Genomic DNA, 25,054 nt, shown 5'->3' with positions numbered 1-25,054 from the left:
CCACCCTGCTGCGAGCCGTCGCCGACCTCGTGCTCGACAACCGCCCGCGGTGCGCACGGGTCGTCGCCGAACCCGACCTCCGCAACACCCCGTCGGTGTGGGGGGCGGAGGTGGGGTTCACGGCGGTCTTTCTCGTGAGGGTGTCCGGGGTCAGCGGACCGACCCGGTCGTGGTCCGGCGGAACGACAGCCGCTCGGCGGCTGCCAGGGCGTCGGCGAGGCGGTCCACGACCGCTGTTGCCTGTTCGTCGGTGAGGGTGAGGGGTGGCAGGAGGCGTACGACGGAGCTGTGGCGTCCGCCCAGTTCGACGATGAGTCCCCGGTGCAGGCACTCCTGCTGGACGGCTGCGGCGAGGACCGGTGCGGGCGGGGGTTCGGGGCCGTCGCCGGGCGCGGCGGCCTCGGGATCGACCAGTTCGATCCCGAGCATCAGGCCGCGTCCCCGTACGTCGCCGACGGTGGGGTGGTCGGCGGCCAGCGACCGGAGGCCGGCGAGCATGCGGGCCCCGAGCACGGCGGCCCGCTCGTCCAGGCGGTTCTCCCGTACATAGGCCAGGGTGGCCGTGCCCGCCGCCATCGCGAGCTGGTTGCCCCGGAAGGTGCCGGCGTGGGCGCCCGGTTGCCAGGTGTCGAGCTCGGAGCGGTAGACGATCACGGCGAGCGGGAGGGAACCGCCGATGGCCTTGGAGAGCACCATCACGTCGGGCACGATCCCGCTGTGGTCGACGGCCCAGAAGGCACCGGTGCGGCCGACGCCCGTCTGGACCTCGTCGACGACGAGCGGGACGGACCGGGCCGCGGTGATCTCCCGCATCCGGCGCATCCAGCCGTCGGGGGCGGGGTTCACTCCCCCCTCGCCCTGTACCGGTTCGAGGATCATTCCGGCCGGCGGGGGCGTGCCCCCCTTGGGGTCGTCCAGGAGGTTCTCGGTCCAGCGGGCGGCGATCTCCGCGCCGCGCTCGCCGCCGATGCCGAAGGGGCAGCGGTAGTCCCGCGGGAAGGGCAGCCGGGTGACCCGTACGTCCTCGGCGCCGCCCGAGGCGGCGAGAGCTCCCTCCGTCATCCCGTGGTAGGCGCCGGTGAAGGCGAGGAGTCCGCTGCGGCCGGTCGCCCCGCGGACCAGCTTGAACGCCGCCTCGACCGCGTCCGTCCCGGCCGGCCCGCAGAACTGGATGCGGGCGTCGTCGGCGAACCTCTTCGGCAGCGTGGCGAAGAGTTCCGTGGTGAAGGCGTCCTTGACCGGGGTGGCCAGGTCGAGCACGTGCAGCGGGGCGCCGGAGTCGAGGACCTTCTTGATCGCCTCCAGGACGACCGGGTGGTTGTGCCCCAGCGCCAGGGTGCCCGCTCCGGAGAGGCAGTCGAGGTAACGCCGCCCGTCCGCGCCCTCGATGGTCAGTCCCCGCGCCCTCACCGGCACGATCGGCAGTGAGCGCGCATAGGTACGGGCGGCGGATTCGCGCAGCGACTGGCGGCGCAGGATCCCCTCGTGCACCGCCGGTGCTGCCACCGGAGCTGGTTCGGTCACGGCCACTGCTGTCGGTCCTCCCGCGGTAACGGTTGCGTTGCACATCCGTGCGTCGGCGCACGGACGGACTGCCGGGGTGAACACCGTCCGGGGTCCCCCCGCCCGTACCAACGACGCCGGGCACGCCGGATCACGGGTAAATCGGAAGATCCTTGTGGTGGCGGAACCGCGGCCCTGCCGCATGCCGTCCCCATCGGCACCGGCATAGTGGGGGCCGCACAGGATCCCGAACAGCTTTCCGGTGATCCGCCGGACGTTCGGAGCAGGTGGCTCGGAGCAGTACCGCAGTGCAGTACAGAAGTGTTGAGTTACGAAGAAGTCCCAGGGGGATCACCACATGCGACTCATACGACCGGCCCGCGCCGCACGCCGAGGGACGGCACGCCGCCGCTCCTCGGTGCTCGCCGCGGCCGCGGCCGCCACCGTCCTCGCGCTCACCGCCACCGCCTGCGGGCCGGAGGAGGACAACGCGGGCGGCGAGCCGAGTGCCTCCACCGGCCAGTCCTCGGACGGCAAGATCACCATCCCGGACGACCTCAAGAACCGGCTCAAGGAGCACGGGATCGATCCGGACAAGTGGCGGAACGGCGAGTGGAAGAACTGGGACAAGGACAAGTGGCTGCGCGAGGCCAAGGACTTCGTCAACCCGATCATCGAGGACCTCTGGGACCCGGACCGGATGCGGGACGCGGACAAGGCGCCGCAGAAGCCGGTCGACAACGACATCTCGGGTGACCAGGGCGTCACCGACCCGACGCCCGTCCCGGTCCGGGCCACCGGGGTGGAGACCCCGTACCACACCAGCGCCGCGGAGTCCGGGAAGCTGCTCTTCGACGGCCCCAAGGGTTCCATGGTCTGTTCCGCGACCGTGGTGAAGGACCCGGCGCACCCGGGGAAGTCCAACATGGTGTGGACCGCCGGGCACTGCGTGCACGCGGGCAAGGAGGGCGGCTGGTACCGCAACATCGCCTTCGTGCCCTCGTACAACAACGACGGGCTCTCGCTGGCCGAGCTGAAGAAGGCGACCAAGCAGCAGATCGCGCCCTACGGCGTGTGGTGGGGCGTCTGGGCCCAGACCTCCGAGCAGTGGATCTCGCAGGGTGCCTCGACCGGCGGGCTGGGCGCCCCGTACGACTTCGCCGTGCTGCAGGTCGCGCCGGAGAAGGGATCGACGGGCAAGTCCCTGGAGGAGACGGTGGGCTCCGCGCTGCCCGTCGAGTTCAACGCCCCGGCCGTGCCGAAGATCGAGAGCATGACGGCGACCGGCTACCCGGCCGCCCCGCCGTACGACGGCCAGAAGGCGTTCCAGTGCGCGGACAAGCCGGGCCGGCTCTCGCTGGTCGAGCAGGATCCCACGATGTACCGCATCGGCTGCAGCATGACCGGCGGTTCCTCCGGCGGCGGCTGGGTGGCCGCGGGCCAGGACGGCAAGCCCGCGCTGGTGTCCAACACCTCCATCGGTCCGGTCACGGCCGGCTGGCTCGCCGGACCGCGGCTCGGCAAGGAGGCCGAGGGCGTCTACGAGGCGGTCAGCAAGAAGTACGCGGGACAGTGACGACGGACCGTCGCCCGGACCGGTCCGGGCGACGGTGACGGCATCTCGGGGCCCCGGCGCGGCAGTTGTGCGCCGGGGCCCCGGCATGTGCACCGCCCCTCCCCGCCGGTCCCGTGGCGAAAAGCGCCTCCGGAACCGTCATAGGGTGGGGCTGCGTCCTGGGCGGCCAGCGGATCCGGCCGCCCTTCAGTGTGACAAGTTCATGGCAATTTCAGTTATTTCAGGGGGAATTCCTTCCATGCGATCCATACGTTCGCTGCTCGCCGCGACCGGCATCGCCGCCACGCTCGCGCTGACGGCGACGGCCTGCGGGCCGGAGGAGGACAACGCGGCCGACAAGCCGGCCGCCGCCGAGTCCGCCGGTGGCGGGAACAGCGGCGGTTCCCTGTCCGACGAACTGGCCGAGCAGCTGAAGAAGCACGGCGTCGACCCGGACAAGTGGCGGAACGGCGAGTGGAAGAACTGGGACAAGGACAAGTGGCTGCGCGAGGCCAAGGACTTCGTCAACCCGGTCATCGAGGGGCTGTGGAAGCCCGAGCGGATGAAGTCCGCCAAGGACCCGGCGAAGACCATGGCGGCCGGTGACGTCTCCGGCGGCCAGGGCGTCAGCGACCCGGAGCCCGCCCCGGTGACGGCCGTGCGCGAGAAGACCCCGTACCACAACTACGCGGCCCCGGTCGGCAAGGTGTTCTTCGACTCCCCCGAGGGTTCGATGGTCTGCTCCGGCACGGTCGTCAAGGACCCGGAGAACCCGGGGAAGTCCAACATGGTGTGGACCGCCGGGCACTGCGTGCACGCCGGTTCGAAGGGCGGCTGGTACCGCAACATCGTCTTCGTGCCCGCCTACAACGACGAGGGCAAGTCCGCCGCCGCGCTGAAGAACGCGCAGCCGCAGGAGGTCGCCCCGTACGGCGCGTACTGGGCGGACTGGGCGACCACGTCCGGGGAGTGGATCACCGACGGCGGCCCCACCGGGGGCGAGGGCGCTCCCTACGACTACGCGGTGCTGCACGTGAAGCCGGAGCGCGGCACCAAGTCGCTGGAGGAGACCGTCGGCAACGCCCTGGCGGTCGACTTCGACGCCCCCGAGATCTCGCGGATCAGCGGCATGGGTGCCTGGGGCTACCCGGCCGCCCCGCCGTACGACGGCCTGATCATGCACAAGTGCGTCGACCGTCCGGGCCGGCTCTCCATCAGCCCGAGCACTCCGGCGATGTACCGCATCGGCTGCACCATGACCGGCGGTTCCTCCGGCGGCGGCTGGTTCGTGCAGGGCCGTGACGGAAAGTCCGTGCTGGTCTCCAACACCTCCATCGGTCCGGTGACCTCGGGCTGGCTGGCCGGTCCCCACCTGGGAGCGGGCGCCGAGGAGGTCTTCACCACGATGACCGACAAGTTCGCCGGCCGGTAGCCGACGGCAGCCGTACGCCCGAAGGCCCGCCCCCTAGGAGGGGGCGGGCCTTCGGTTTTTCCGTGAAGCGGTGCGGTCGTGCGGTCAGTGCGCCACGGGGATGAACGAGGAGAGCTCCGCGGCCAGCTCCTCATGCACCCGCGCCTTGAGCAGGGTGCCGTCCGAGGTGTGCTCCTCGGAGATCACCTCGCCCTCGGCGTGCACCCGGGAGACGAGTCCGCCCTGGATGTACGGCACGAGCGCCTCGACCTCGACCGACGGCCGGGGCAGTTCGGTGTCGATGAGCTCCAGCAGCTCCTCGATGCCGGCACCGGTGCGCGCCGAGACGGCGATCGCGTGCTTCTCGATGCGCAGCAGCCGCTGCAGCACCAGCGGATCGGCCGCGTCCGCCTTGTTGATCACCACGATCTCGGGCACGTCGACCGCGCCCACTTCGCGGATCACCTCGCGCACCGCGGCAAGCTGCTCCTCCGGCACCGGGTGGGCGCCGTCCACCACGTGCAGGATCAAGTCGGACTCGCCGACCTCCTCCATCGTGGAGCGGAACGCCTCGACGAGGTGGTGCGGCAGATGCCGTACGAACCCGACGGTGTCGGCCAGGGTGTAGACCCGGCCGCTCGGCGTCTCGGCCCGGCGGACGGTCGGGTCCAGGGTGGCGAACAGTGCGTTCTCCACCAGGACGCCCGCACCGGTCAGCCGGTTGAGCAGCGAGGACTTGCCCGCGTTGGTGTAGCCGGCGATGGCGACCGACGGCACCTTGTTGCGCTTGCGCTCCTGGCGCTTGATCTCGCGGCCGGTCTTCATCTCCGCGATCTCCCGGCGCATCTTCGCCATCTTCTCGCGGATCCGACGCCGGTCGGTCTCGATCTTGGTCTCACCGGGGCCACGGGTGGCCATGCCGCCACCGCCGCTGGAACCGCCGCCGCCCATCTGACGGGACAGCGACTGACCCCAGCCGCGCAGGCGCGGCAGCATGTACTGCATCTGGGCCAGCGAGACCTGTGCCTTGCCCTCTCGGGACTTGGCGTGCTGGGCGAAGATGTCGAGGATGAGGGCGGTCCGGTCGACCACCTTCACCTTGACGACGTCTTCCAGATGGATCAGCTGGCCGGGGCTGAGCTCACCGTCGCACACGACGGTGTCGGCCCCCGATTCGAGGACGATGTCGCGCAGCTCCAGCGCCTTGCCCGAGCCGATGTAGGTGGCCGGGTCCGGCTTGTCGCGGCGCTGGAAGACGGCGTCGAGCACCTGGGCGCCCGCCGTCTCCGCGAGCGCGGCCAGCTCCGCGAGGGAGTTCTCCGCGTCGTGCACGGTCCCCGAGGTCCAGACTCCGACCAGCACCACGCGCTCCAGGCGCAGCTGCCGGTACTCGACCTCGGTGACGTCCTCGAGTTCGGTGGAGAGACCGGCCACCCGCCGCAGCGCGGCGCGCTCCGAGCGGTCGAACTGCTCGCCGTCCCGCTCTCCGTCGATCTCGTGGCTCCAGGCGACGTCCTCTTCCATCAGGGCGTCGGCCCGAAGGCTCTCGGTGAGGCTTTCGGTGACATTCTCCGTAGCACTCTGCGCGTTCTGCGCGTCCTGGGGAAGGGAAGAAGAGGAGGTCATTGGATCCTTACGTCGTTGGAAATCCGGGGAAGTCCGGTACACCAGTCACAACGCGTGACCTGTCCCGATGATTCCCGCTGTGGGAATCATCGTTCCGGCCGCCGCGGCGACCTCTCGATAGTGGCACGCACCACCTCGCGCGTCACTGGATTTATCACTGTGCGGCGGGCTCGTCACTGCGCCAGTCGGGGTGTCCCGGCATCGGCGGCGTCTTCTCCCCGTACAGCCAGCCGTCGAGGAACGGGGCCAGGTCCCGTCCCGCGGTCCGTGACGCCAGCCGGACGAAGTCCTCGGTGGTGGCGTTGGAGTCCCGGTGCTTCCGCACCCAGCTCCGCTCCAGCCGGTCGAACGCGTCCTCGCCGATCTCCTGGCGCAGCGCGTACAGGATCAGCGCGCTGCCGTCGTACACGACCGGCCGGAACAGGCTGATCTTCTGCCCGGGCGCCGGGGGGTACGGACGGGCCGGCGGGCCGCCCGCGGCGCGCCAGCCGTCGGACCTGGTGTACGCCGCGCGCATCCGGTCCTCCAGCGGCCGGTCGGCGTGCTCCTCGGCGTAGCGGGCCTCGTACCAGGTGGCGTGTCCCTCGTTGAGCCACAGGTCGGACCACGTCTGCGGGGAGACGCTGTCGCCGAACCACTGGTGGGCGAGCTCGTGCACCATCACCGAGTCGACGTACCACTCGGGGTACCCGGTCCCCGTGAACAGGGAACGCTCGAAGAGCGAGAGCGTCTGGGTCTCCAGTTCGAAGCCGGTCTCGGTGTCGGCGACCAGCAGCCCGTACGTCTCGAAGGGGTAGCGGCCGACCTGCCGCTCCATCCATTCCAGGTGGGCGGGCGTCTTGCGGAGCCAGGGTTCGAGCCGCTCGCGATCGGCGCTCGGCACCACGTCGCGCACCGGAAGTCCGTGCGGTCCGGTCCGGTGCAGGACGGTGGAGCGCCCGATCGTGACCTGGGCCAGCTCGGTGGCCATGGGGTGTTCGGTCCGGTAGGTCCAGGTGGTGTCGCCGCCGTGCCGGACCGTGCCGGCGGGCAGTCCGTTGGCCACCGCGGTGAGGTTGTCGGGGGCGGTGATCCGGAAGGTGAAGTACGCCTTGTCGGAGGGGTGGTCGTTGCTCGGGAAGACCCGGTGCCCGGCGTCGGCCTGGTTCGCCATGGCCAGGCCGTCGGCGGTGCGCACCCAGCCCCCGGCGCCCTTGTCGTCGTCGGGGGCGCTGGTGTGCCGGACGGTGATGCGCAGCGGCACCCCGGCCGGGAGCCGGCCCGGCGGCTGGATGACCAGGTCCTCGTCCGCGACGGCGAAGTCGGCGCGCAGGCCGTTCACTTCGACCGCGCGGACGGTTCCCCTGGCGAAGTCGAGGTTGATCCGGTCCAGTTGCTCGGTGGTCCGTGCGTCGATCCTGGTGACGGCGTCCAACGGCTTCTTGTTGTCGCCGTGGTAGGTCAGTCCGATGTCGTAGGCGAGGACGTCGTACCCGGGGTTGCCCAGGTTCGGGAAGAGCGGGTCCCCGATGCCGAGCGGCCGGGGCGAGGGAAGGGTGGCGGCGACGAGGGCGGCCGATGCGGTGACCAGCAGGGCGGCCCGCAGGCGGCGGGAGATGAACGGCATGGACTACCGCTACCAGCGACTTCCCCCGGGGTCGGCGCGGCGCGCGCCGCGCCACCCGAACGGGGCCCCGGGCCGGGCCCTCGCGCTGCCGTCTGCCGCACGGGAGCGGTTCGGGCGGGCGGCCCGGCGACGGACTGCGCCCCGCCGCGCCGCAGGGTCAGACGGTGACCGCGGGCTGCTGGGCGCGGCTCACGTCGTACACCCCCGGGACATCGCGCATCGCGCGCATCAGGGCCGGCAGTCCGGCGGCGTCGGGGAGTTGCAGGGTGTAGGTGTGCCGGACGCGCTGTTCGCTGGGGGGCTCGACGGTGGCCGAGACGATCGCCGCGTCCGCCGTCGCGATCGCCTCGGTGAGGTCGGCGAGCAGCCGGGGGCGGCCGAAGGACTCGGCGACCAGCGTGACCCGGCATTCGGCGGCGTCGCCCCAGCTCACGCCGACCGGCACCCGGCCCACGGACCGCATCCGGACCGCAGCGGGGCATTCCAGCCGGTGCACGGTGACGGCGCCGCCGCGCACCACGAAGCCGGTGACGGCGTCGGGGGGCACGGGGGTGCAGCAGCCCGCGAGGCGCACCGTGGCGTCCGGCCGGTCCACCACGGCGTTCGCCGTGCGGCCGTCGGCCTCCCGGGGTCCGTGCCCGGGGTCCTCGGGTCCGCCGGGGTGCGCGGCCCGGGGGCGCGGTTCGGGGCCGGAGCGTGCGGGCCGGTCGTGGTGCGGGTCCTCGGCGCTCTCGGGGTGGGTGTCGAACCAGCCGGTGATCGCGATGCGGGCGGCGGGGGTCCGGGCGTGGTCGAGCCATTCGGGCGAGGGGCCCGACGCGGCGTCCTCGGCGAGCAGCAGCTGCACGGTGTCGCCGTCGCTCAGCACGGTGCCCAGGGTGGCCAGCCTGCCGTTGACCCGGGCACCGATGCAGCCGTGCGCGTCGTCCCCGTACTGCGCGTAGGCGGCGTCGACGCAGCTGGCTCCGGCGGGCAGTCCGAGCGTGCCGCCGTCGGTCCGGAAGACCGTGATCTCCCGGTCCTGGGCCAGGTCCGCGCGGAGTGTGGTCCAGAAGGTGTCGGAGTCCGGGGCTGACTGCTGCCATTCGAGGAGCCGGGAGAGCCAGCCGGGGCGGGTGGGGTCGGCGCGCTCCCCGTCCGCCGGTTCGGCGGCCTGGGGTCCGGTGCCGTTCTCCGCGGCGTACGGATTGCCGAGGGCGATGACTCCTGCCTCGGCGACCTTGTGCATCCGGTGGGTGCGGATGAGGACTTCGGCGACCGCGCCGTCCGGGCCCACGACGGCGGTGTGCAGCGACTGGTACAGGTTGAACTTGGGAGCGGCGATGAAGTCCTTGAACTCGGAGATCACCGGGGTGAAACAGGTGTGCAGCTCGCCGAGCACGGCGTAGCAGTCGGCGTCCTCGCCGACGAGCACCAGCAGTCGGCCGAAGTCGGTGCCGCGCAGTTCGCCGCGCTTGATGCCGACCCGGTGCACGGAGACGAAGTGCCGCGGTCTGATGAGGACTTCCGCGGTGATGTCCGCTTCCCTCAGCACCGCCGAGACGTTCTCGGCGATGGCCGCGAGCGGGTCCTGGGGGGACGTTCCGTCGGTGCCGGCCGCCTTTTCGGAGGCGGCGGCGATCAGTGCGCGGGTGTGCTCGTACTCCTCGGGGTGGAGGATCGCGAAGACGAGGTCCTCCAGCTCGGTCTTGAGCGCCTGCACACCGAGCCGTTCGGCGAGCGGGATCAGCACGTCGCGGGTGACCCTGGCGGTCCGGGCCTGTTTCTCGGGGCGCATCACGCCGAGGGTGCGCATGTTGTGCAGCCGGTCGGCGAGTTTGATCGACATGACCCGGACGTCGTCGCCGGTGGCGACCAGCATCTTGCGGAAGGTCTCGGGTTCGGCGGCCGCCCCGTAGTCGACCTTCTCGAGTTTGGTGACGCCGTCGACGAGGTAGCAGACCTCCTTGCCGAACTGCTCCCGCACCTGATCGAGGGTCACATCGGTGTCCTCGACGGTGTCGTGGAGCAGCGAGGCGGTGAGGGTCGTGGTCTCGGCGCCGAGCTGGGCGAGGATCAGCGTGACGGCGAGCGGGTGCGTGATGTACGGCTCGCCGCTCTTGCGCGTCTGCCCGCGGTGCGAGGACTCCGCGAGCACGTAAGCCCGGTGGAGGATGGAGAGGTCCGCGTCGGGGTGGTGGGCACGGTGGGCCTCCGCGACGTGGCTGATCGCGTCGGACAGCCGGTCGCGGGACGTGGGGCCGAGCAGCGCGACCCGGCCGAGCCTGCGCAGATCGATCCGGGGGCGGCCCCGTCTGCGGATGGGAGCATCTGGGCTGGTGGCCTCTGCGCTCATGGGGCACCTCCGGCGACGTCGACCGGCGGTGGGGAGGCGCGGTCGTGCCTCCGGGCCGGTGCTTGATGCTACCGAGCCCACCACGTGGCGGAGACCCGCTCTCGCCCAGCGTGAAACGGATCACCCATTCGAGCGAAGCTCCGAGGGCTTCCGTTTGGCTCCCGAAGTGCTTTTGACCGCGTTCGGCCAATACTTCGGGCCCTTCGTCCGGGGCGGGCCGGGGCCATGGGGTCCGGCCCGCCCCGGACGGGGCAACGGCTAGCCGAGCGCCGCTTCGAGCCAGGCGGGGTCGATGAGGCCCTCGGCGACGATCGTGGCCGGTCCGGTCATCTCGACCTCGCCGTCCGGCCGTTCGGTGATCACGAGGGTGCCGCCGGGCAGATCGACCGTGTACGTGACGGGGGTTCCGGTCTCCGCCGGGTCCGTGCCGTCCCGGCGGGCGGTGGCGACGGCCACGGCGCAGGCGCCGGTGCCGCAGGAGCGGGTCTCGCCCGAGCCGCGCTCGTGGACCCGCATCGCGACGTGGCGCGGGCCGCGGTCCACGACGAACTCGATGTTGACGCCGTCGGGGTAGACGGCGGCGGGGCTGTAGGGCGGCACCGAGGACAGCGGGCCGGCGTGTGCCAGGTCCTCGACGAAGGCGACCGCGTGGGGGTTGCCCATGTTCACGTTGCGGGCGGGCCAGCTGCGGCCGTCCAGGCTGACCGTCACCCCTTCCTCGGGAAGGCGTGCACGCCCCATGGAGACCGTGATGTCGCCGTTCTTGGCGATGTGCACCCGCTTCACGCCACCCCTGGTCGCGATGGCGAGGTCACCCTCCTCGACGTGTCCGGCACGCTGCAGGAAACGGGCGAAGACCCGGACCCCGTTGCCGCACATCTCGGCGACCGAGCCGTCGGCGTTGCGGTAGTCCATGAACCACTCGGCCTCGGCCGCCATGGCCCGCGCCTCGGGGTGCGCGGAGGACCGCACGACGTGCAGCAGGCCGTCGCCGCCGATGCCGGCCCGGCGGTCGCAGAGGCGGGCGACGAGGTCCGGGGACAGGTCGATGGCGTTGTCCGGGTCGGGAACGATCACGAAGTCGTTCTCGGTGCCGTGACCCTTGAGGAAGGCGATCTGGGAGGTGCTCACGGATCAACTGTACGAAACGGGCCCGGCGGCCTCCGGGCCGTCCGGCCCCCGGACGGGCCGGCCGCGGGAGCAGGTGCCCCGGTGAGGTCCGGGCCCGCGTCCCGGAGCTCAGTGGCGGAGCCGCGCCACGCGCCAGACGGCCAGGGCGACCAGCGAGACGCCCACGAGCACGTACAGCGCGATCATCCGCCAGTCGGCCCGCTCGCCCGAGCCCTTCTCGGGCAGGCCGGGCCAGGTGTATCCCACCCGGCGGGCGGCCATCATGCCCCAGCCCGCGGCGCAGCAGCTGATCAGCAGGCCGAGCATGGCCACCACCGCGCCGCCGTCGCCGAACTCGAAGGCCAGCGGGAAGGCGAACATCAGCGATCCCACCGCGGCGAGTGTGACGATCGGTGCGAGCTGCCAGATCCGCAGCCGTCGCACGGGGCGCAGCTCGACCTCGACCTCGGGGGTCGCTTCGAGCTCGTCGGGCCCGTCGGGGCTCAGTCCCGCCGCCCCGTGCAGGGTGTCCGGCGTGTCCTGTTCAGTGTCGCGAGGGCCGGCCTCCATCGCCACGCGCCCTCCCAACTCGGACCTCACTGTCGATCGATGCTCGATGATGGCACGCTCCGGGGCACCGAAATGACGGGCAGGGCTTCCCGATGCCATCACGTGATCAGGCTGTAACCGCTCGTTCGATCAACGCCAGCGCCCGGTGCGGGAGTTCCCCGCGGTCCCGGGCGGCGCCGCTCAGCCACCGGACCCGCGGGTCCCGGCGGAACCACGAGTCCTGGCGGCGGGCGAACCGTTTGGTGGCGCGGACGGTCTCGGCGCGCGCCTCGTCCTCGGCGCATTCCCCGGCCAGCGCGGCCAGCACCTGCTGGTAGCCCAGCGCCCGGGCGGCGGTCCGGCCCTCGCGCAGCCCCCGTGCCTCCAGGGCGCGCACCTCGTCCACGAGACCGGCCTCCCACATCAGGTCGACCCGCCGGGCGATGCGTTCGTCGAGTTCGGGACGGGCCACGTCGACGCCGATCTGGACGGTGTCGTACACCGCGTCGTCGCCGGGGAGGTTGGCGGTGAAGGGCTTGCCCGTGATCTCGATGACTTCGAGGGCCCGGACGATCCGGCGGCCGTTGCTCGGCAGGATGGCCCGGCCCGCTCCGGGGTCGGCGGCGGCGAGCCGGGCGTGCAGGACCCCGGAGCCGCGCTCCGCCAGCTCCTCCTCCAGCCTGGCCCGCACCTCGGGGTCGGTGCCGGGGAACTCCAGGGCGTCGATGGCGCCCTTCACGTAGAGCCCGGAGCCGCCGACCAGGACGGGGGTGCGGCCCGCGGCGAGCAGCCGGTCGATCTCGGCACGGGCCAGCCGCTGGTACTCGGCCACGCTCGCGGTCTCGGTGACGTCCCAGATGTCCAGCAGGTGGTGCGGAACGGACCCGCGTTCCGGAAGCGTCAGCTTCGCGGTGCCGATGTCCATCCCCCGGTAGAGCTGCATGGAGTCGGCGTTGACCACCTCACCGTCGAGCTGCTGAGCAAGAAATACTCCCAGATCGGACTTTCCGGCCGCAGTGGGGCCGACGACGGTGATGACCCGCGGCGCGGGAGCTGAGCTACTCACCGCCCCAGTCTCGCAAACCCCGGCGCCTGCTCCCAACGAGTGAGGGAGGGACGACACCGTGCGACGCCCCGACCCCCTCCGGACGAAACGCTTCCACTTCCACCCCAGTAGAATTCGAAGTGAATGTGGGCGTTTCCCCCTTTTGGGAGGCGCCCGACCCCAGTCCCCCAGCAGGGAAGGTGCCCGATGGGCTTCCTGGACAATCTGAAGGCCAAGCTGAGCCCCGCCAAGGACAAGGTCGGCGAACTCGCGCATCAGCACGGGGACAAGATCGACCAAGGGCTCGACAAGGCCGCACGGGCGGTCGACCAAAAGACCAAGGGCAAGTACAGCGACAAGATCGAGTCCGGCACACGGAAGGCCAAGGACGCGGTCGAGCGCCTGTCCCACAAGGACGAGGGTGGTACGCCGCCCGCTTCCTGACCATGCGCTGAGTCAAGGCCGGGGACGGCCGCACGGCGATGCCGTGCGGCCGTCCCGCGCCGTTCGGGGCCAGGTGCTCAGGACCACGCCGCGACGAGGTACCCCACGCCGTACGGGGCGTCGTCGTACAGCAGCCGCCCGTCCAGGCCCGCACCTCGCGCCGCCCCCGCGAGCACCTGCCAGGGGGCCCGGCCCGCCGCCTTCAGCTCGTACGCCAGCTCCTCGTCCAGCGCGAGCAGCGCGTCGGGGTCCGCCGCGCCCAGTGCGCGGGCGGCGGCCGCGTCGAACGCCTCGGCCCGCTCGTCCAGGTAGCCCGGGGCCTTGAGCGTGCGGCAGGCGCTGCCGTCGCCCAGCACGAGCAGCGCCACCCGCTCCGCCCGGTCGGCCAGTTTCCGCCCGGTGTCCGCACAACGGCCGGTTTCGAGCGGTTCCCCCACCCCCAGCCCCTCGACCGGTGCAGCGGTCCATTCCGCGCGGGCGAGCAGCCAGGCGCCGACGGAGAGGGACGGCGGGAGCGGATTCGCCCCCGCCGGCGCGAGGTCGCGCCCGAGCCGTACGCCGAGGTCGACGCCGAAGTCCCCGAAGGTGCCGGTGGCTCCCTCGGGGTGCGGCCCGCGGCCCGCCCGGTCCGCCGGGCCGATCACGACCAGCAGGTCGGGGCGTGCCGCGGCGAGCACGCCGAGGGCCTCGGCACAGGCGTCCCGCAGGGCGTCGAGCTCGGGGGCGGCCCCGGCGGCGACCTCGGGTACCAGCAGGGGCGGGCAGGGGCAGACAGCGGCGGCGACAAGCATGGTGGGCAGCGTACTGCTTGGGCCCGGCGCGCCGGTCGGCCGCCGTCGTCCGTCGGCCGACGGCGGCTCGGGGTCAGTCGCAGCCGCAGCCGGGGGCCGCCGCGGCGGGCAGCGGCGCCGGGGCCCCGATACCGGGCAGGCCCAGCATCACCCCGGCCGGCTTGGCGGCCTCGGCCGCGTTGCGCTTCTCCCAGGCGTCCCCGGCCCGGGTCCGCCGCACGGCCGCCGGAGCGCCCTCGGCGAGAAGGTGGTGCGGGGCCGCGTAGGTGATCTCGACGGTCACCACGTCGCCCGGCCGCACCTCCTCGTCCGGCTTGGTGAAGTGGACCAGGCGGTTGTCGGGGGCGCGGCCGGAGAGGCGGTGGGTCGCACCGTCCTTGCGGCCCTCGCCCTCCGCGACCATGATCTCCAGCGTCCGGCCGACCTGCTTCTTGTTCTCCTCCCAGGAGATCTCCTCCTGGAGGGCGGACAGGCGCATGTACCGCTCCTGGACGACCTCCTTGGGGATCTGGTCCGCCATCTCGGCGGCCGGTGTCCCGGGGCGCTTGGAGTACTGGAAGGTGAAGGCGTTGGCGAAGCGCGCCTCGCGGACCGCGTGCATGGTCTGCTCGAAGTCCTCCTCGGTCTCGCCGGGGAAGCCCACGATGATGTCGGTGGAGATCGCGGCGTCCGGCATCGCGGCGCGCACCTTCTCGATGATGCCGAGGAAACGCTCCTGCCGGTACGAGCGCCGCATCGACTTGAGGATCGCGTCCGAGCCCGACTGCATCGGCATGTGGAGCTGGGGCATCACGTTGGGCGTCTCGGCCATGGCCGCGATCACGTCGTCCGTGAAGTCGCGGGGGTGCGGGGAGGTGAAGCGGACCCGCTCCAGCCCCTCGATCTTCCCGCAGGCGCGCAGCAGCTTGGAGAACGCCTCGCGGTCGCCGATGTCGGAGCCGTACGCGTTCACGTTCTGGCCGAGCAGGGTGATCTCCGAGACGCCCTCGGCGACCAGTGCCTCGATCTCGGCGAGGATGTCGCCGGTGCGGCGGTCCTTCTCCTTGCCGCGGAGCGCCGGGACGATGCAGAAGGTGCAGGTGTTGTTGCAGCCGACGGAGATGGAGACCCACGCCGCGTAGGCGGACTCGCGGCGGGTGGGGAGGGTGGAGGGGAACGCCTCCAGGGATTCGGCGATCTCGATCTGCGCCTCCTCCTGGACCCGGGCGCGTTCCAGCAGCACCGGCAGCTTGCCGATGTTGTGCGTGCCGAAGACGACGTCGACCCACGGGGCCCGCTCGACGATGGTGTCGCGGTCCTTCTGCGCCAGGCAGCCGCCGACGGCGATCTGCATGCCGGGTCGCTTCGTCTTCATCGGGGCGAGCCGGCCGAGGTTGCCGTAGAGCTTGTTGTCGGCGTTCTCCCGCACCGCGCAGGTGTTGAAGACCACGACGTCGGCGTCGCCGTCGGAACCCTCGTCCGCACGGACGTAACCCGCGCCCTCCAGCAGCCCCGACAGCCGCTCGGAGTCGTGGACGTTCATCTGGCACCCGTAGGTGCGGACTTCGTAGGTCTTGGGTCCCTCGACGCTCACTGCGGGGCTCCGGTCGCTGCTGCTGGTCATGCCCACAAGGGTAGGCGGTCCGGGGAGGGCCCCCGCCGCCTCGGGCCGGGACGCCGTCGGCACCCGCGCGGCGGGGCCACCCACCCGYCACGTCGCGCCCGGCCCCGCGCATCACCCGTCCCCGCGCACCGGATCCGGTTCAGCCCCGGGGGCCGTGACCCGGTTCAGCCCTGGGGGCCGTTGCGCGGCACCGAGACCGTCACGCGCAGCCCGTGCGGTTCATGGGCCGCGTAGCCGATCGAACCTCCGCCCGAGGCCAGCAGCGCCTGCGAGATGGACAGCCCCAGCCCTGATCCCTGGATGTTCTGGTGCTGGGTGCTGCGCCAGAACCGGTCCCCGACGCGCTCCATCTCCTGCGCCGTGAGGCCGGGGCCGCGGTCGGCGACGACGACCGTCACGTCGTCGCGGTCGGAGGCGACCGTGACGAGGACCTCTTCTCCCGCCGGGGTGAACTTCAGCGCGTTGTCGATGATGGCGTCGAGGGCGCTCGACAGCGCGATCGGGTCCGCCCAGGCGGTCACCGCGGACGCACCGTCCGCCCTGAGCCGCACCCCCCTCTCCTCCGCGAGCGGCCGCCAGGACGCGACGCGTTCCGCGGTGAGCGCGCCTATGTCCGTGAGCTGCAGATCGGCCGCGGCGTGTTCGGCCAGCGCGAGGTCGAGCAGGTCGTCGAGGACCTGCCCGAGGCGCTTGCCCTCCGTGCGCACGGAGGCGATCTCCTCGTTGCCCTCGGGGAGTTCGAGCGCGAGGAGCTCGATCCGCAGCAGCAGCGCGGCAAGGGGGTTGCGCAGCTGGTGCGAGGCGTCGGCGACGAAGGCGCGCTGCTGCTCCAGCACGTTCTCGACGTTGTCGGCCATCTCGTTGAACGAGCGGGCCAGGCGTCTGAGTTCCGGTGGTCCGCCGGAGGCCGCGACCCTGGACCGCATGCGTCCGCTGGCGATGTCGTGGGTGGCCGCGTCCAGGGTCCGTACCGGCAGCAGGACCCAGCCGGTGAGGCGGATCGCGGCGCCGACGGCCACCAGCATCGCGACCGCTTCGCCGGCCGCGATCAGCAGCCAGCCGCGGAGCGTGCGCGAGCGCATCCCGTCGGTGGGCGAGTCGAGGACCACGACGGCGACGACGTCACCGTCCCGCACGACGGGCGACGCGACGACGATCCGACCGTCCTGCCACGGCCAGACCTGCGGCGGATCGTGGCTGCGCCGTCCCAGCAGGGCTTCCTTGAACGCTTCGCGGCCCGCGCCGTCGATGGGGAGCTGCCAGGTCGCCGGGGCCTTCGCCATGGCCCGGTCGTCCCGGTAGAGGACGCCGGCGCGGATGCCGTACACCGATGCGTAGGTGTCGAGTTCGTTGCGCAGGGTGCGCCGGCGCTCGTCGTGCCCGGCCGTCGGCTCGGTGATGAACTGCGCGAGCGCGGCGAAGCGCGCCGTGTCGTCGATGCGGTCGATGACGACGCGCTGCTGCTGGGCGGCGGCCACGCTGACGGCCAGCGGGAAACCGAGAGCGAGCAGCACGCCCGCCAAGAGGATGATGAGCAGGGGAAGGAGCCGGGTGCGCACCTGGGACGTACGCCCTTACGCGGTCGGGGCGACGAGGCGGTAGCCGACCCCGCGCACCGTCTCGATCAGTGCGGGCAGCCGCAGTTTGGAACGCAGGGACGCGACGTGCACTTCGAGCGTGCGCCCCGTGCCCTCCCAGCTGGTGCGCCACACCTCGCTGATGATCTGCTCCCGGCGGAACACCACCCCGGGGCGCTGCGCGAGCAGCGCGAGCAGGTCGAACTCCTTGCGGGTGAGCTGGACCTCCGCCCCGTCGACGCTGACCCGGCGGGTCGGGAGCTCGATGTGGACGTGTCCGAGGCGCAGCGCGGCGACGGGCGTGGGCACGGTGTCCTCGCCCACCGTGTTGCGCCGGCTGACCGCATGGATGCGGGCGAGGAGTTCGCCGGTGTCGTACGGCTTGACCACGTAGTCGTCGGCACCGAGGTTGAGGCCGTGGATCCGCGACCGGACGTCGGAGCGCGCGGTCACCATGATCACCGGGGTGGAGGTGCGCTTGCGGATCTTCCCGCACACCTCGTAACCGTCCTGGTCGGGCAGGCCGAGGTCGAGGAGCACGACGCCGAACGGTTCCGTGTCCGCGGGCAGCAGCGCATGGAGGGCCTCCTCGCCGCTGCGCGCGTGCACGACCCGGAAGCCGTGCCGGGCGAGGATCGCGGAGAGAGCGGCCGCGACATGGTTGTCGTCCTCGACGAGCAGCAGTCTCATGGCCTCCCTTTCCGGGGTCGCGAGGGTTCGGGGTCGGTGCGTGCCCGCGTGCCGCGGGCGGGTGGATGCCTGGTACCGGTACATGTCGGTGCGTTCTCCCGTACGCTCCCCGTCACTTCCCCGTACCGAGGCGTTTCACGTCATGGCGTACCAAGGCATCCACTCCGATGAGCGGCGTGTCAGTCAAGAGCCCGCCCATCGCATCCGGCCATCCGTTATGCACCCGGTACGCCCCGGGCCGGACGGCCCCCTCCCCGTTCACGCGGCGTGTCCGGCCGCCACCGGATCGTTATCCTCAATTTCCGCTCAGATGTAATGACGGTGGTAGCACCGCGTCCCTATGGTCCTTCCAACCGAGGAGGACGGAGCAAGAAGCCGATGAGCGGAGTTTCAGTGACCAAGGGCGCCGAGGACGCCACGCCCGGGGCGAGCGACCTTGTCGTACTGAGCAACGTCAACAAGCACTTCGGCGCGCTGCATGTGCTCCAGGACATCGACCTGACCATCGCCCGTGGCGAGGTCGTGGTCGTCATCGGGCCCTCCGGGTCCGGGAAGTCCACGCTGTGCCGCACGATCAACCGCTTGGAGACGATCGACTCGGGCGCCATCTCGATCGACGGCAAGCCGTTGCCCCAGGAGGGCAAGGAGCTGGCCAGGCTGCGCGCCGATGTCGGCATGGTCTTCCAGTCGTTCAATCTCTTCGCGCACAAGACGGTGCTCGAGAACGTGATGCTGGGCCAGATCAAGGTCCGCAAGACGGACAAGAAGGCCGCCGAGGACAAGGCCCGTTCGCTGCTGGACCGGGTGGGCGTGGCGACGCAGGCCGACAAGTACCCCGCCCAGCTCTCCGGGGGCCAGCAGCAGCGCGTGGCCATCGCGCGGGCGCTGGCGATGGACCCCAAGGTGATCCTCTTCGACGAGCCGACCTCCGCGCTCGACCCGGAGATGATCAACGAGGTGCTGGAGGTCATGCAGCAGCTCGCCCGGGACGGCATGACGATGGTCGTCGTCACGCACGAGATGGGCTTCGCCCGCTCGGCCGCGAACCGGGTCGTCTTCATGGCGGACGGAAAGATCGTCGAAGAGGCCACGCCCGACCAGTTCTTCAGCAACCCGCGCAGTGACCGGGCCAAGGACTTCCTCTCGAAGATCCTTCACCACTGATCGATCCGCACCACCGGCTTCACCACTGATCGATCCGCACCGCCGGTTCCCGGGCCGGCCGATCGCTCGTATCGCGTCAACTCTAGGGAAAATCACCATGCAGCTTCGTAAGGTCACCGCCGCCTCGGCCGCCGTGCTCGCCCTCGCCCTCACCGCCACCGCCTGCGGCTCCGACAAGGAGGACGGCGGCTCGGGCGACGGCAAGAAGATCACGATCGGCATCAAGATCGACCAGCCCGGCATCGGTCTGAAGACCCCCGACGGCAAGTACGTCGGCTTCGACGTCGATGTCGCCACATACGTCGCCAAGGAGCTCGGCTACAAGGCCGAGGACATCGTCTTCAAGGAGACCAAGAGCGCCGACCGCGAGACCGCGATCGACCGCGGCGACGTGAAGTTCATCGCCGCCTCCTACTCGATCAACGACGAGCGTCTGCAGAAGGTCGACTTCGCGGGCCCGTACCTGCTGGCCCACCAGGACATCCTGGTCCGCGCCGACGACAAGACGATCAAGTCGCCGGAGGACCTGAACTCGAAGAAGCTGTGCTCGGTCACCGGCTCGACCTCGGCACAGAACGTCAAGGACAAGCTGGCCCCGAAGGCCCAGCTTCAGGAGTACGGCGGCTACTCCGAGTGCCTGACCGGCCTGGAGAACAAGGTCATCGACGCGCTGACCACCGACGACAGCATCCTGGCGGGCTTCGCCTCGCAGAAGAACTTCCAGGGCAAGTTCAAGCTGGCCGGCTTCAAGATGACCAACGAGAACTACGGCATCGGCCTGAAGAAGGGCGACGCCGACCTCAAGAAGAAGATCAACGACGCCCTCACCAAGATGGTCTCGGACGGTTCGTGGGACAAGGCCGTGGAGGACAACTTCGGCCCGGCGAACTACAAGAACGAGCCCGCCCCGAAGATCGGCAACATCGTCAAGTGATGCAGGGCTGACCGGGCGCGCCGCCCTTGACCGGCGGCGCGCCGTGCCCTCCGACACGCGGAAGCGCGGGAGATCGTGTTCGACTTTCTTGAAGGTTATGACCTGCTGGGGGCCTTCTGGGTGACGGTGCAGCTCACCGTCCTCTCCGCCCTCGGCTCCCTGATATGGGGAACGCTACTGGCCGGAATGAAGGTCAGCCCGGTCCCCCTGATGCGCGGCTTCGCCACCGCGTACGTGAACGTGGTCCGGAACATTCCGCTGACCGTGATCATCGTTTTCTCGTCGCTCGGCCTGTACCAGACCCTGGGCATCGCGCTCGGCAGCGAGGAAACCGACACCATCAACTTCCGGCTGGCCGTGCTCGCTCTGGTCGCCTACACGGCCGTCTTCGTCTGCGAGGCGCTGCGCTCCGGCATCAACACGGTGCCGGTCGGCCAGGCCGAGGCGGCCCGCGCGCTCGGGCTGAGCTTCACCCAGGTACTGCGGCTGATCATTCTTCCCCAGGCGTTCCGTGCGGTGGTCAATCCCCTGTCCAACGTACTGATCGCGCTGACGAAGAACACCACGGTCGCCTCCGCGATCGGTGTCGCCGAGGCCTCGTACCTGATGAAGGGCATGATCGAGAACGAGGCCCAGCTGATCCTGATCGCGCTGGTCTTCGCGTTCGGCTTCGTCGTCCTGACCCTCCCGACCGGCCTGATCCTCGGCTGGGTGAGCAAGAAGGTGGCGGTGAAGCGATGAGTTCCGTCCTCTACGACGCCCAGGGACCGCGCGCCAAGCAGCGCAACATCCTCTACACGGTGGTGTTCATCCTGGCCGCCGCAGGCGTGCTGTGGTGGGTCTACACCAGCCTGGACGAGAAGCACCAGCTCGACTGGATCAAGTGGAAACCCTTCTTCACCAGCATCCAGCCGTGGGAGACCTACATCTGGCCGGGGCTCCAGAACACGCTCAAGGCGGCGTTCTTCGCCCTGATCATCGCGCTGCCGCTGGGTGCCCTGTTCGGGATCGGCAGGCTCTCCGACCATCGCTGGGTGCGGATGCCGTCCGGAATCGTCGTGGAATTCTTCCGCGCCATCCCGGTGCTCATCCTGATGATCACCGCGAACGCGGTGTACGCGGAGTACACCACCATCGACACCGATGTGCGCCCGCTGTACGCCGTGGTGACCGGTCTGGTGCTGTACAACGCCTCCGTGCTCGCCGAAATCGTTCGGGCCGGGATCGAGACTCTGCCCAAGGGCCAGGGCGAGGCCGCCAAGGCACTCGGCATGCGCAAGAGCCAGGTCATGGTGTTCGTGCTGCTGCCGCAGGCGGTGACGGCCATGCTGCCGGCGATCGTCAGCCAGCTCGTCGTCATCGTGAAGGACACCGCGCTGGGCGGTGCCGTACTGACCTTCCCCGAGTTGCTGGCCTCGGTCCGCCCGATGAGCGCGAACTACGGTGCCAACACCATCGCGTGCTTCACCATCGTCGCTCTGATCTACCTCCTGGTGAACTTCGCACTCACCTCCTTCGCGAGCTGGCTGGAGCGGTGGCTCCGGCGCGCGAAGAAGAGCAAGGGCACCGCTTCGGGGGGCGTACAGAAGACCATCGGTGAGCCGTCGCTCGTCATCGATGACGGACACGCCGTCTGACGGCTCGTCGAAATGCGTCCCGAGGGGCGGTGGCGGACCTGCCACCGCCCCTCAGCGCCGTCCGGTGTCGCTTGACGCAAGCACGGGCAGTAGGTTGCATACGTTCTGTGATCGCGCCCCCAGCACCCGCCGCCGCCACACCCCTTCCGTCGCCCGCCCGACTGCCGGGCCGTGGGGCACCTTCGCCCATGTCACCGGTGTCTTTCCCGGCCGTGGTGCCGGTGTCGTCCGCACGGATTCGAGGAGCTGTCCCGTGGACCCGGTGATCGTCGTCGGTGCCGGGCCCGTCGGCCTGGCGCTGTCGCTCGCCCTCGCGGCGCAGGGCGTGCCCACCGTCCTGCTCGACGAGGATCCGGACAAGGACGAGACGCGCCCCGCCCGTACCGTGGTGCTGCGCGAGGACACCCTGGCCCTGGTCGAACGCCTCGGCTGCAAGGCGTTGCGGCACGAGGGCGTCCGGTGGTCCGGCTGGCGGTCCGTGCGGCGCAAGCAGCTGGTGCGCGAGCTGCCGCTCGGACTCGGCGAGGGCTCCCACGAGGACGGTCCGCCGGCCTCGCCCATCCATCTGCCGCAGCACGCCCTGACGCGTGCGCTGCGCGAGGCGGTGACCGGGCAGGATCTGGTGCAGGTCGCCGCGCACAGCCGGATCGACACCCTGGAACAGGACCCGAAGGGGGTCACGGTACACACCAGGGAACCCAACGCGACCTGGTGGCGCGGTAGTTACGTGGTGGGCTGCGACGGCGCCCGGTCCACGGTGCGCAAACTCCTCGACATCCGCTTCCCGGGGCGTACGGCGGTGGAGCGGCACGCCGTCGCCGCGCTGCGCACCGAGCTGCCCTGGCCGGGGCAGGCCGTACTGCACCGGCTGCCGCCGTGGCGCACGGGCGGCGCCGAGGTGACCGCGCGCCCACTGCCGGACGGTGCCTGGCGGCTGGACTGGCTGCTGCCGCCGCAGGGCGAACTCGTCACCCCGGACGCGCTGATCACCCGGGTCCGGGACACCCTGGCGGGGTGGTGCGGCGAGACACCGCCGTACGAACTGCTGGACACCGGTGTGTACACGCTGCACCACCGGCTCGCCCTGCGCTGGCGGGTCGACCGGGCCTTCCTGGCGGGGGACGCCGCGCATCTGCTGGGCGCGCTGGGCACCCAGGGGCTCGACGAGGGGCTGCGGGACGTCGAGAACCTGGCCTGGAAACTGGCCCAGGCATGGCATCACGGCGCCTCCGACGTACTGCTCGACAGCTACCAGGCCGAGCGCCGGGCCGCGGTCGCCTCGCGGCTGCGTGCCGCGGACCAGTCGCTGCCGATACTGCGCGGCGGCGGAGGGCTGCGGGCCCTGGTACCGGGGAGCGCGCGGGGGCACGACTCGCTGCTCACCGACGGGCATCTGGGATGCGGCCCCCTCGGCGCACCTCCCTCGTACTCGCATTCGCCCCTTGCGCCCGCGCATGCCGAGGCGCACACCTCCGTGGGTACGCCCCCCGGTGCGCCGGTGGTCGATGTGCGGGTGACCGCGCCCGACGGCACGACCGTGCCGCTGCGCGAACGGCTGGGGCAGGGACATCTGCTGGTGGTCCTGGTGGCACCCGGCACCGGTGTGTGGGACCGGCGCCACTGGATGACCGCGGGTGTCATGCCGCGGCTCGCCGCGGCCGTCGACGCCCTGCCGATGAAGGGCGAACTGCTGGTCACCGAGAGTTATCCGGGGGCTTCGGCCCACACCGTGCTGCTGATCAGGCCGGACGGCCATCTCGTGGCGTCGTTCGGCGGGGTGCGGCCCGGGGAACTCTTCGCGGCGGCGGACGCGGTACGGGGCGGCTCGGCCCACGACACCACGCGCTCCGACCGGACCGCGGACGTCAATTGACCACTGCGGACGTCCGTGGTGTACTCCGGAACATGACCGACACCGATGTGCGCCTGTGGCGGAGGGTCCATATGGACCTCGTCCGCTACGCGGGCTGCGTGTGTCGACCGTCCTGCTGACTCGCCCTTCCCCGCCCCGCCGTGCGCTCCGCCGTGCGGACGGGCTCTCGCGCGAACCCTCAGGACGGTCCCCGTGTCTGCCTCTTCCTCACCCTCTGTACGCACGCCCGCGCCCACTCCCGCATCTGTGCCCGCCACTCCCGCACCCTCCGATTCCGGTGTGCCCGCGCCCGCCGGCTCCGGTCCGTCCGCTGCGGAACTGCTCGATTTCGTCCGTCGTACGGCTGCCGACCTCGAGGTCGTCTCCTCGCTCCCCCTCGATCCGGAGGGCCGCACCTGGAGCCGGCTCGACGGCCCCGGCGGCAGCGAGGCGTGGCTGATCGGCTGGCCGCCGGGCACCGGTACGGGCTGGCACGATCACGCCGACTCGATCGGCGCCTTCACCACCGCGGCCGGCACCCTCAAGGAGCTGTCACTCGCCGCCCGGCTGCCCACCGACGGCTGGAAGACCCTCGAACTCACCGAAGGGATCGACCGTTCCAGGGAGTTGACCACTGGCCAGGGCAGAGCCTTCGGCCGCCATCACGTCCACGAGGTGCTGAACGAGTCCGCGACGGAGCACGCCGTCTCCGTCCACGCGTACTACCCGCCACTGCCGAGGATCCGGCGTTACAGCCGCACCGGCGACCTGCTCCGCCTGGAGCAGGTCGAGCGACCGGAGGACTGGCAGTGAGCGACGGCCATCGGAACGGTGCGGAACCGGTCGGTATCGATGAACTGCTGGAACGGGTCAGGGCCGAGTTCGTCAGAATCGGTCCGCAGGAGGCTGCGGCCGCCGCCTCGGACGGTGCGCTGCTCGTGGACATCCGTTACGCGGAACTGCGGGAGCGGGACGGGCTGATCCCGGGAGCGCTGGTCGTCGAGCGCAACGAACTGGAGTGGCGGCTCGACCCGCTGGGAAGCCACCGGGCCCCGCAGGCCGTGAGTCACGGCCTGCGGATCGTGATCGTCTGCAACGAGGGCTACGCGTCGAGCCTCGCCGTCGCGTCCCTGCGGCAGTTGGGGCTGCACCGGGCGACGGACCTGATCGGCGGCTTCCAGGCATGGCGCGCCGCGGGCCTCCCGGTCGAGCCGTAACGGGCCCGGCAAGAGGGGCCCGACGGACGAACAAGTCGACGGGCGGGAGTCGGGAGGCAGAAGGGGCGGGAGTCGGGAGGAGGCGGAGGCAGCGAGGGGTGGAGAGCCGCGGCACGGCTCGGCTCGGCGAAAAGACGTCGCACCGGTCGCCGGAAGCCGCAACCACTCCACGGCGGCTCGCCACCGCAGCCGCGACACCATGCCGGCCTCCTCTCCCTCTCGCGTTCCCCCTCCCCTACAGCGCCCCTGCCACGTGGGCCCCGGCGCTCTCGGTCCGTCTCCGGCGGTTCCCCCGAATCCGCGCCGACACACCCGAACGCCACGCTCCGGTGGAGCGATCTCCGTACACGACCGACATTCACCTCAACCTCAAGGACCGACGTGACGGAGACTCCGCGCCCATGC

22 protein-coding genes and 1 pseudogene are annotated in these 25,054 nt (G+C 71.2%); 12 read left to right on the top strand and 11 right to left on the bottom strand.

Annotated features, from left to right (window positions below):
- Positions 1–98 (top strand): annotated as a pseudogene (locus EAO76_RS46825) (GNAT family N-acetyltransferase); the annotation flags it as partial.
- 52 nt (positions 99–150) lie between these two features.
- Here EAO76_RS46825 and EAO76_RS33545 read toward each other — a convergent pair.
- Positions 151–1,530: a diaminobutyrate--2-oxoglutarate transaminase family protein gene (locus tag EAO76_RS33545; RefSeq protein ID WP_148839794.1), complete on the bottom strand. Its 1,380-nt coding sequence runs from the start codon at positions 1,528–1,530 to the stop codon at positions 151–153.
- 331 nt (positions 1,531–1,861) lie between these two features.
- Here EAO76_RS33545 and EAO76_RS33540 point away from each other — a divergent pair, with 331 nt between their 5' ends.
- Positions 1,862–3,079 carry a serine protease gene (locus EAO76_RS33540; RefSeq protein WP_148839792.1) on the top strand — a complete coding sequence of 406 codons (1,218 nt, stop codon included), beginning with the start codon at positions 1,862–1,864 and terminating at the stop codon, positions 3,077–3,079.
- A 238-nt stretch (positions 3,080–3,317) separates the two neighbouring features.
- Positions 3,318–4,490, top strand: a complete 1,173-nt coding sequence (locus EAO76_RS33535; protein WP_148839790.1) for a serine protease — start codon at positions 3,318–3,320, stop codon at positions 4,488–4,490.
- Positions 4,491–4,574: 84 nt separating this feature from the next.
- Here the strand turns inward: EAO76_RS33535 and hflX are convergent, their stop codons facing one another.
- From hflX to miaA, 6 genes are all read right to left on the bottom strand, one after another.
- The gene (gene hflX, locus EAO76_RS33530; RefSeq protein ID WP_148839788.1) at positions 4,575–6,095 is read right to left on the bottom strand and encodes a GTPase HflX; all 1,521 of its coding nucleotides are present in this window, start codon (positions 6,093–6,095) and stop codon (positions 4,575–4,577) included.
- 154 nt (positions 6,096–6,249) lie between these two features.
- The gene (locus tag EAO76_RS33525; RefSeq protein ID WP_148839786.1) at positions 6,250–7,701 is read right to left on the bottom strand and encodes a M1 family metallopeptidase; all 1,452 of its coding nucleotides are present in this window, start codon (positions 7,699–7,701) and stop codon (positions 6,250–6,252) included.
- Between the two features lie 157 nt (positions 7,702–7,858).
- The gene (locus EAO76_RS33520; protein ID WP_148839784.1) at positions 7,859–10,036 is read right to left on the bottom strand and encodes a bifunctional (p)ppGpp synthetase/guanosine-3',5'-bis(diphosphate) 3'-pyrophosphohydrolase; all 2,178 of its coding nucleotides are present in this window, start codon (positions 10,034–10,036) and stop codon (positions 7,859–7,861) included.
- A gap of 258 nt (positions 10,037–10,294) precedes the next feature.
- The gene (dapF, locus tag EAO76_RS33515; protein ID WP_148839782.1) at positions 10,295–11,167 is read right to left on the bottom strand and encodes a diaminopimelate epimerase; all 873 of its coding nucleotides are present in this window, start codon (positions 11,165–11,167) and stop codon (positions 10,295–10,297) included.
- 108 nt (positions 11,168–11,275) lie between these two features.
- On the bottom strand, positions 11,276–11,716 hold the full coding sequence (locus EAO76_RS33510) for a hypothetical protein (protein ID WP_148840454.1): 441 nt from the start codon (positions 11,714–11,716) through the stop codon (positions 11,276–11,278).
- A gap of 106 nt (positions 11,717–11,822) precedes the next feature.
- Positions 11,823–12,761, bottom strand: a complete 939-nt coding sequence (miaA, locus tag EAO76_RS33505) for a tRNA (adenosine(37)-N6)-dimethylallyltransferase MiaA (protein ID WP_148839780.1) — start codon at positions 12,759–12,761, stop codon at positions 11,823–11,825.
- 186 nt (positions 12,762–12,947) lie between these two features.
- Here miaA and EAO76_RS33500 point away from each other — a divergent pair, with 186 nt between their 5' ends.
- Positions 12,948–13,184: an antitoxin gene (locus EAO76_RS33500; RefSeq protein WP_148839779.1), complete on the top strand. Its 237-nt coding sequence runs from the start codon at positions 12,948–12,950 to the stop codon at positions 13,182–13,184.
- Between the two features lie 77 nt (positions 13,185–13,261).
- Here the strand turns inward: EAO76_RS33500 and EAO76_RS33495 are convergent, their stop codons facing one another.
- The 4 genes from EAO76_RS33495 to EAO76_RS33480 form a co-directional block, all read right to left on the bottom strand.
- Entirely contained in the window at positions 13,262–13,975 is a 714-nt protein-coding gene (locus EAO76_RS33495) for a class III extradiol dioxygenase subunit B-like domain-containing protein (protein WP_148839777.1), read from the bottom strand.
- Positions 13,976–14,048: 73 nt separating this feature from the next.
- Positions 14,049–15,578: a tRNA (N6-isopentenyl adenosine(37)-C2)-methylthiotransferase MiaB gene (gene miaB, locus EAO76_RS33490; protein WP_148839775.1), complete on the bottom strand. Its 1,530-nt coding sequence runs from the start codon at positions 15,576–15,578 to the stop codon at positions 14,049–14,051.
- Positions 15,579–15,742: 164 nt separating this feature from the next.
- Entirely contained in the window at positions 15,743–17,137 is a 1,395-nt protein-coding gene (locus EAO76_RS33485) for a HAMP domain-containing sensor histidine kinase (protein ID WP_148839773.1), read from the bottom strand.
- A 15-nt stretch (positions 17,138–17,152) separates the two neighbouring features.
- Complete coding sequence (locus EAO76_RS33480) at positions 17,153–17,845, bottom strand: response regulator transcription factor (protein ID WP_148839771.1); 693 nt, start codon at positions 17,843–17,845, stop codon at positions 17,153–17,155.
- 378 nt (positions 17,846–18,223) lie between these two features.
- On the opposite strand from EAO76_RS33480, the gene EAO76_RS33475 reads away from it, so the two are divergent.
- The 8 genes from EAO76_RS33475 (at position 18,224) to EAO76_RS33445 (ending at position 24,649) form a co-directional block, all read left to right on the top strand.
- Positions 18,224–19,009, top strand: a complete 786-nt coding sequence (locus EAO76_RS33475) for an amino acid ABC transporter ATP-binding protein (RefSeq protein WP_148839770.1) — start codon at positions 18,224–18,226, stop codon at positions 19,007–19,009.
- Positions 19,010–19,106: 97 nt separating this feature from the next.
- A complete protein-coding gene (locus tag EAO76_RS33470; protein ID WP_148839769.1) occupies positions 19,107–19,943 on the top strand; it encodes a glutamate ABC transporter substrate-binding protein in 837 nt (278 codons plus the stop codon).
- A 75-nt stretch (positions 19,944–20,018) separates the two neighbouring features.
- Entirely contained in the window at positions 20,019–20,684 is a 666-nt protein-coding gene (locus tag EAO76_RS33465) for an amino acid ABC transporter permease (RefSeq protein WP_148839768.1), read from the top strand.
- A complete protein-coding gene (locus tag EAO76_RS33460; RefSeq protein ID WP_148839766.1) occupies positions 20,681–21,580 on the top strand; it encodes an amino acid ABC transporter permease in 900 nt (299 codons plus the stop codon). The genes EAO76_RS33465 and EAO76_RS33460 overlap by 4 nt, the downstream gene beginning before the upstream one ends.
- Positions 21,581–21,833: 253 nt before the next feature.
- Positions 21,834–23,453 carry an FAD-dependent monooxygenase gene (locus EAO76_RS33455; RefSeq protein WP_148839765.1) on the top strand — a complete coding sequence of 540 codons (1,620 nt, stop codon included), beginning with the start codon at positions 21,834–21,836 and terminating at the stop codon, positions 23,451–23,453.
- A 32-nt stretch (positions 23,454–23,485) separates the two neighbouring features.
- On the top strand, positions 23,486–23,572 hold the full coding sequence (locus EAO76_RS47800; RefSeq protein ID WP_311605579.1) for a putative leader peptide: 87 nt from the start codon (positions 23,486–23,488) through the stop codon (positions 23,570–23,572).
- A gap of 160 nt (positions 23,573–23,732) precedes the next feature.
- Positions 23,733–24,245, top strand: a complete 513-nt coding sequence (locus EAO76_RS33450) for a cysteine dioxygenase (RefSeq protein WP_376040020.1) — start codon at positions 23,733–23,735, stop codon at positions 24,243–24,245.
- Positions 24,242–24,649: a rhodanese-like domain-containing protein gene (locus EAO76_RS33445; RefSeq protein WP_148839761.1), complete on the top strand. Its 408-nt coding sequence runs from the start codon at positions 24,242–24,244 to the stop codon at positions 24,647–24,649. The genes EAO76_RS33450 and EAO76_RS33445 overlap by 4 nt, the downstream gene beginning before the upstream one ends.
- Positions 24,650–25,054: the final 405 nt, after the last annotated feature.

The organism is Streptomyces sp. sk2.1 (assembly GCF_008120935.1).
Taxonomy (GTDB): domain Bacteria; phylum Actinomycetota; class Actinomycetes; order Streptomycetales; family Streptomycetaceae; genus Streptomyces.
The sequence above is the reverse complement of the archived record's forward strand: the minus strand, read 5'-3'. Positions and strand labels throughout refer to the sequence as shown.

Excerpts from the sequence above, each read along its gene's own strand:
- hflX (WP_148839788.1), bottom strand. The coding sequence starts at position 6,095 with ATGACCTCCTCTTCTTCCCTTCCCCAGGACGCGCAGAACGCGCAGAGT.
- EAO76_RS33495 (WP_148839777.1), bottom strand. The coding sequence starts at position 13,975 with ATGCTTGTCGCCGCCGCTGTCTGCCCCTGCCCGCCCCTGCTGGTACCC.
- EAO76_RS33480 (WP_148839771.1), bottom strand. The coding sequence starts at position 17,845 with ATGAGACTGCTGCTCGTCGAGGACGACAACCATGTCGCGGCCGCTCTC.
- EAO76_RS33475 (WP_148839770.1), top strand. The coding sequence starts at position 18,224 with ATGAGCGGAGTTTCAGTGACCAAGGGCGCCGAGGACGCCACGCCCGGG.
- EAO76_RS33520 (WP_148839784.1), bottom strand. The coding sequence starts at position 10,036 with ATGAGCGCAGAGGCCACCAGCCCAGATGCTCCCATCCGCAGACGGGGC.
- EAO76_RS33535 (WP_148839790.1), top strand. The coding sequence starts at position 3,318 with ATGCGATCCATACGTTCGCTGCTCGCCGCGACCGGCATCGCCGCCACG.
- EAO76_RS33540 (WP_148839792.1), top strand. The coding sequence starts at position 1,862 with ATGCGACTCATACGACCGGCCCGCGCCGCACGCCGAGGGACGGCACGC.
- EAO76_RS33525 (WP_148839786.1), bottom strand. The coding sequence starts at position 7,701 with ATGCCGTTCATCTCCCGCCGCCTGCGGGCCGCCCTGCTGGTCACCGCA.
- EAO76_RS33470 (WP_148839769.1), top strand. The coding sequence starts at position 19,107 with ATGCAGCTTCGTAAGGTCACCGCCGCCTCGGCCGCCGTGCTCGCCCTC.
- EAO76_RS33500 (WP_148839779.1), top strand. The coding sequence starts at position 12,948 with ATGGGCTTCCTGGACAATCTGAAGGCCAAGCTGAGCCCCGCCAAGGAC.
- EAO76_RS33510 (WP_148840454.1), bottom strand. The coding sequence starts at position 11,716 with ATGGAGGCCGGCCCTCGCGACACTGAACAGGACACGCCGGACACCCTG.
- EAO76_RS47800 (WP_311605579.1), top strand. The coding sequence starts at position 23,486 with ATGACCGACACCGATGTGCGCCTGTGGCGGAGGGTCCATATGGACCTC.
- EAO76_RS33460 (WP_148839766.1), top strand. The coding sequence starts at position 20,681 with ATGAGTTCCGTCCTCTACGACGCCCAGGGACCGCGCGCCAAGCAGCGC.
- miaB (WP_148839775.1), bottom strand. The coding sequence starts at position 15,578 with ATGACCAGCAGCAGCGACCGGAGCCCCGCAGTGAGCGTCGAGGGACCC.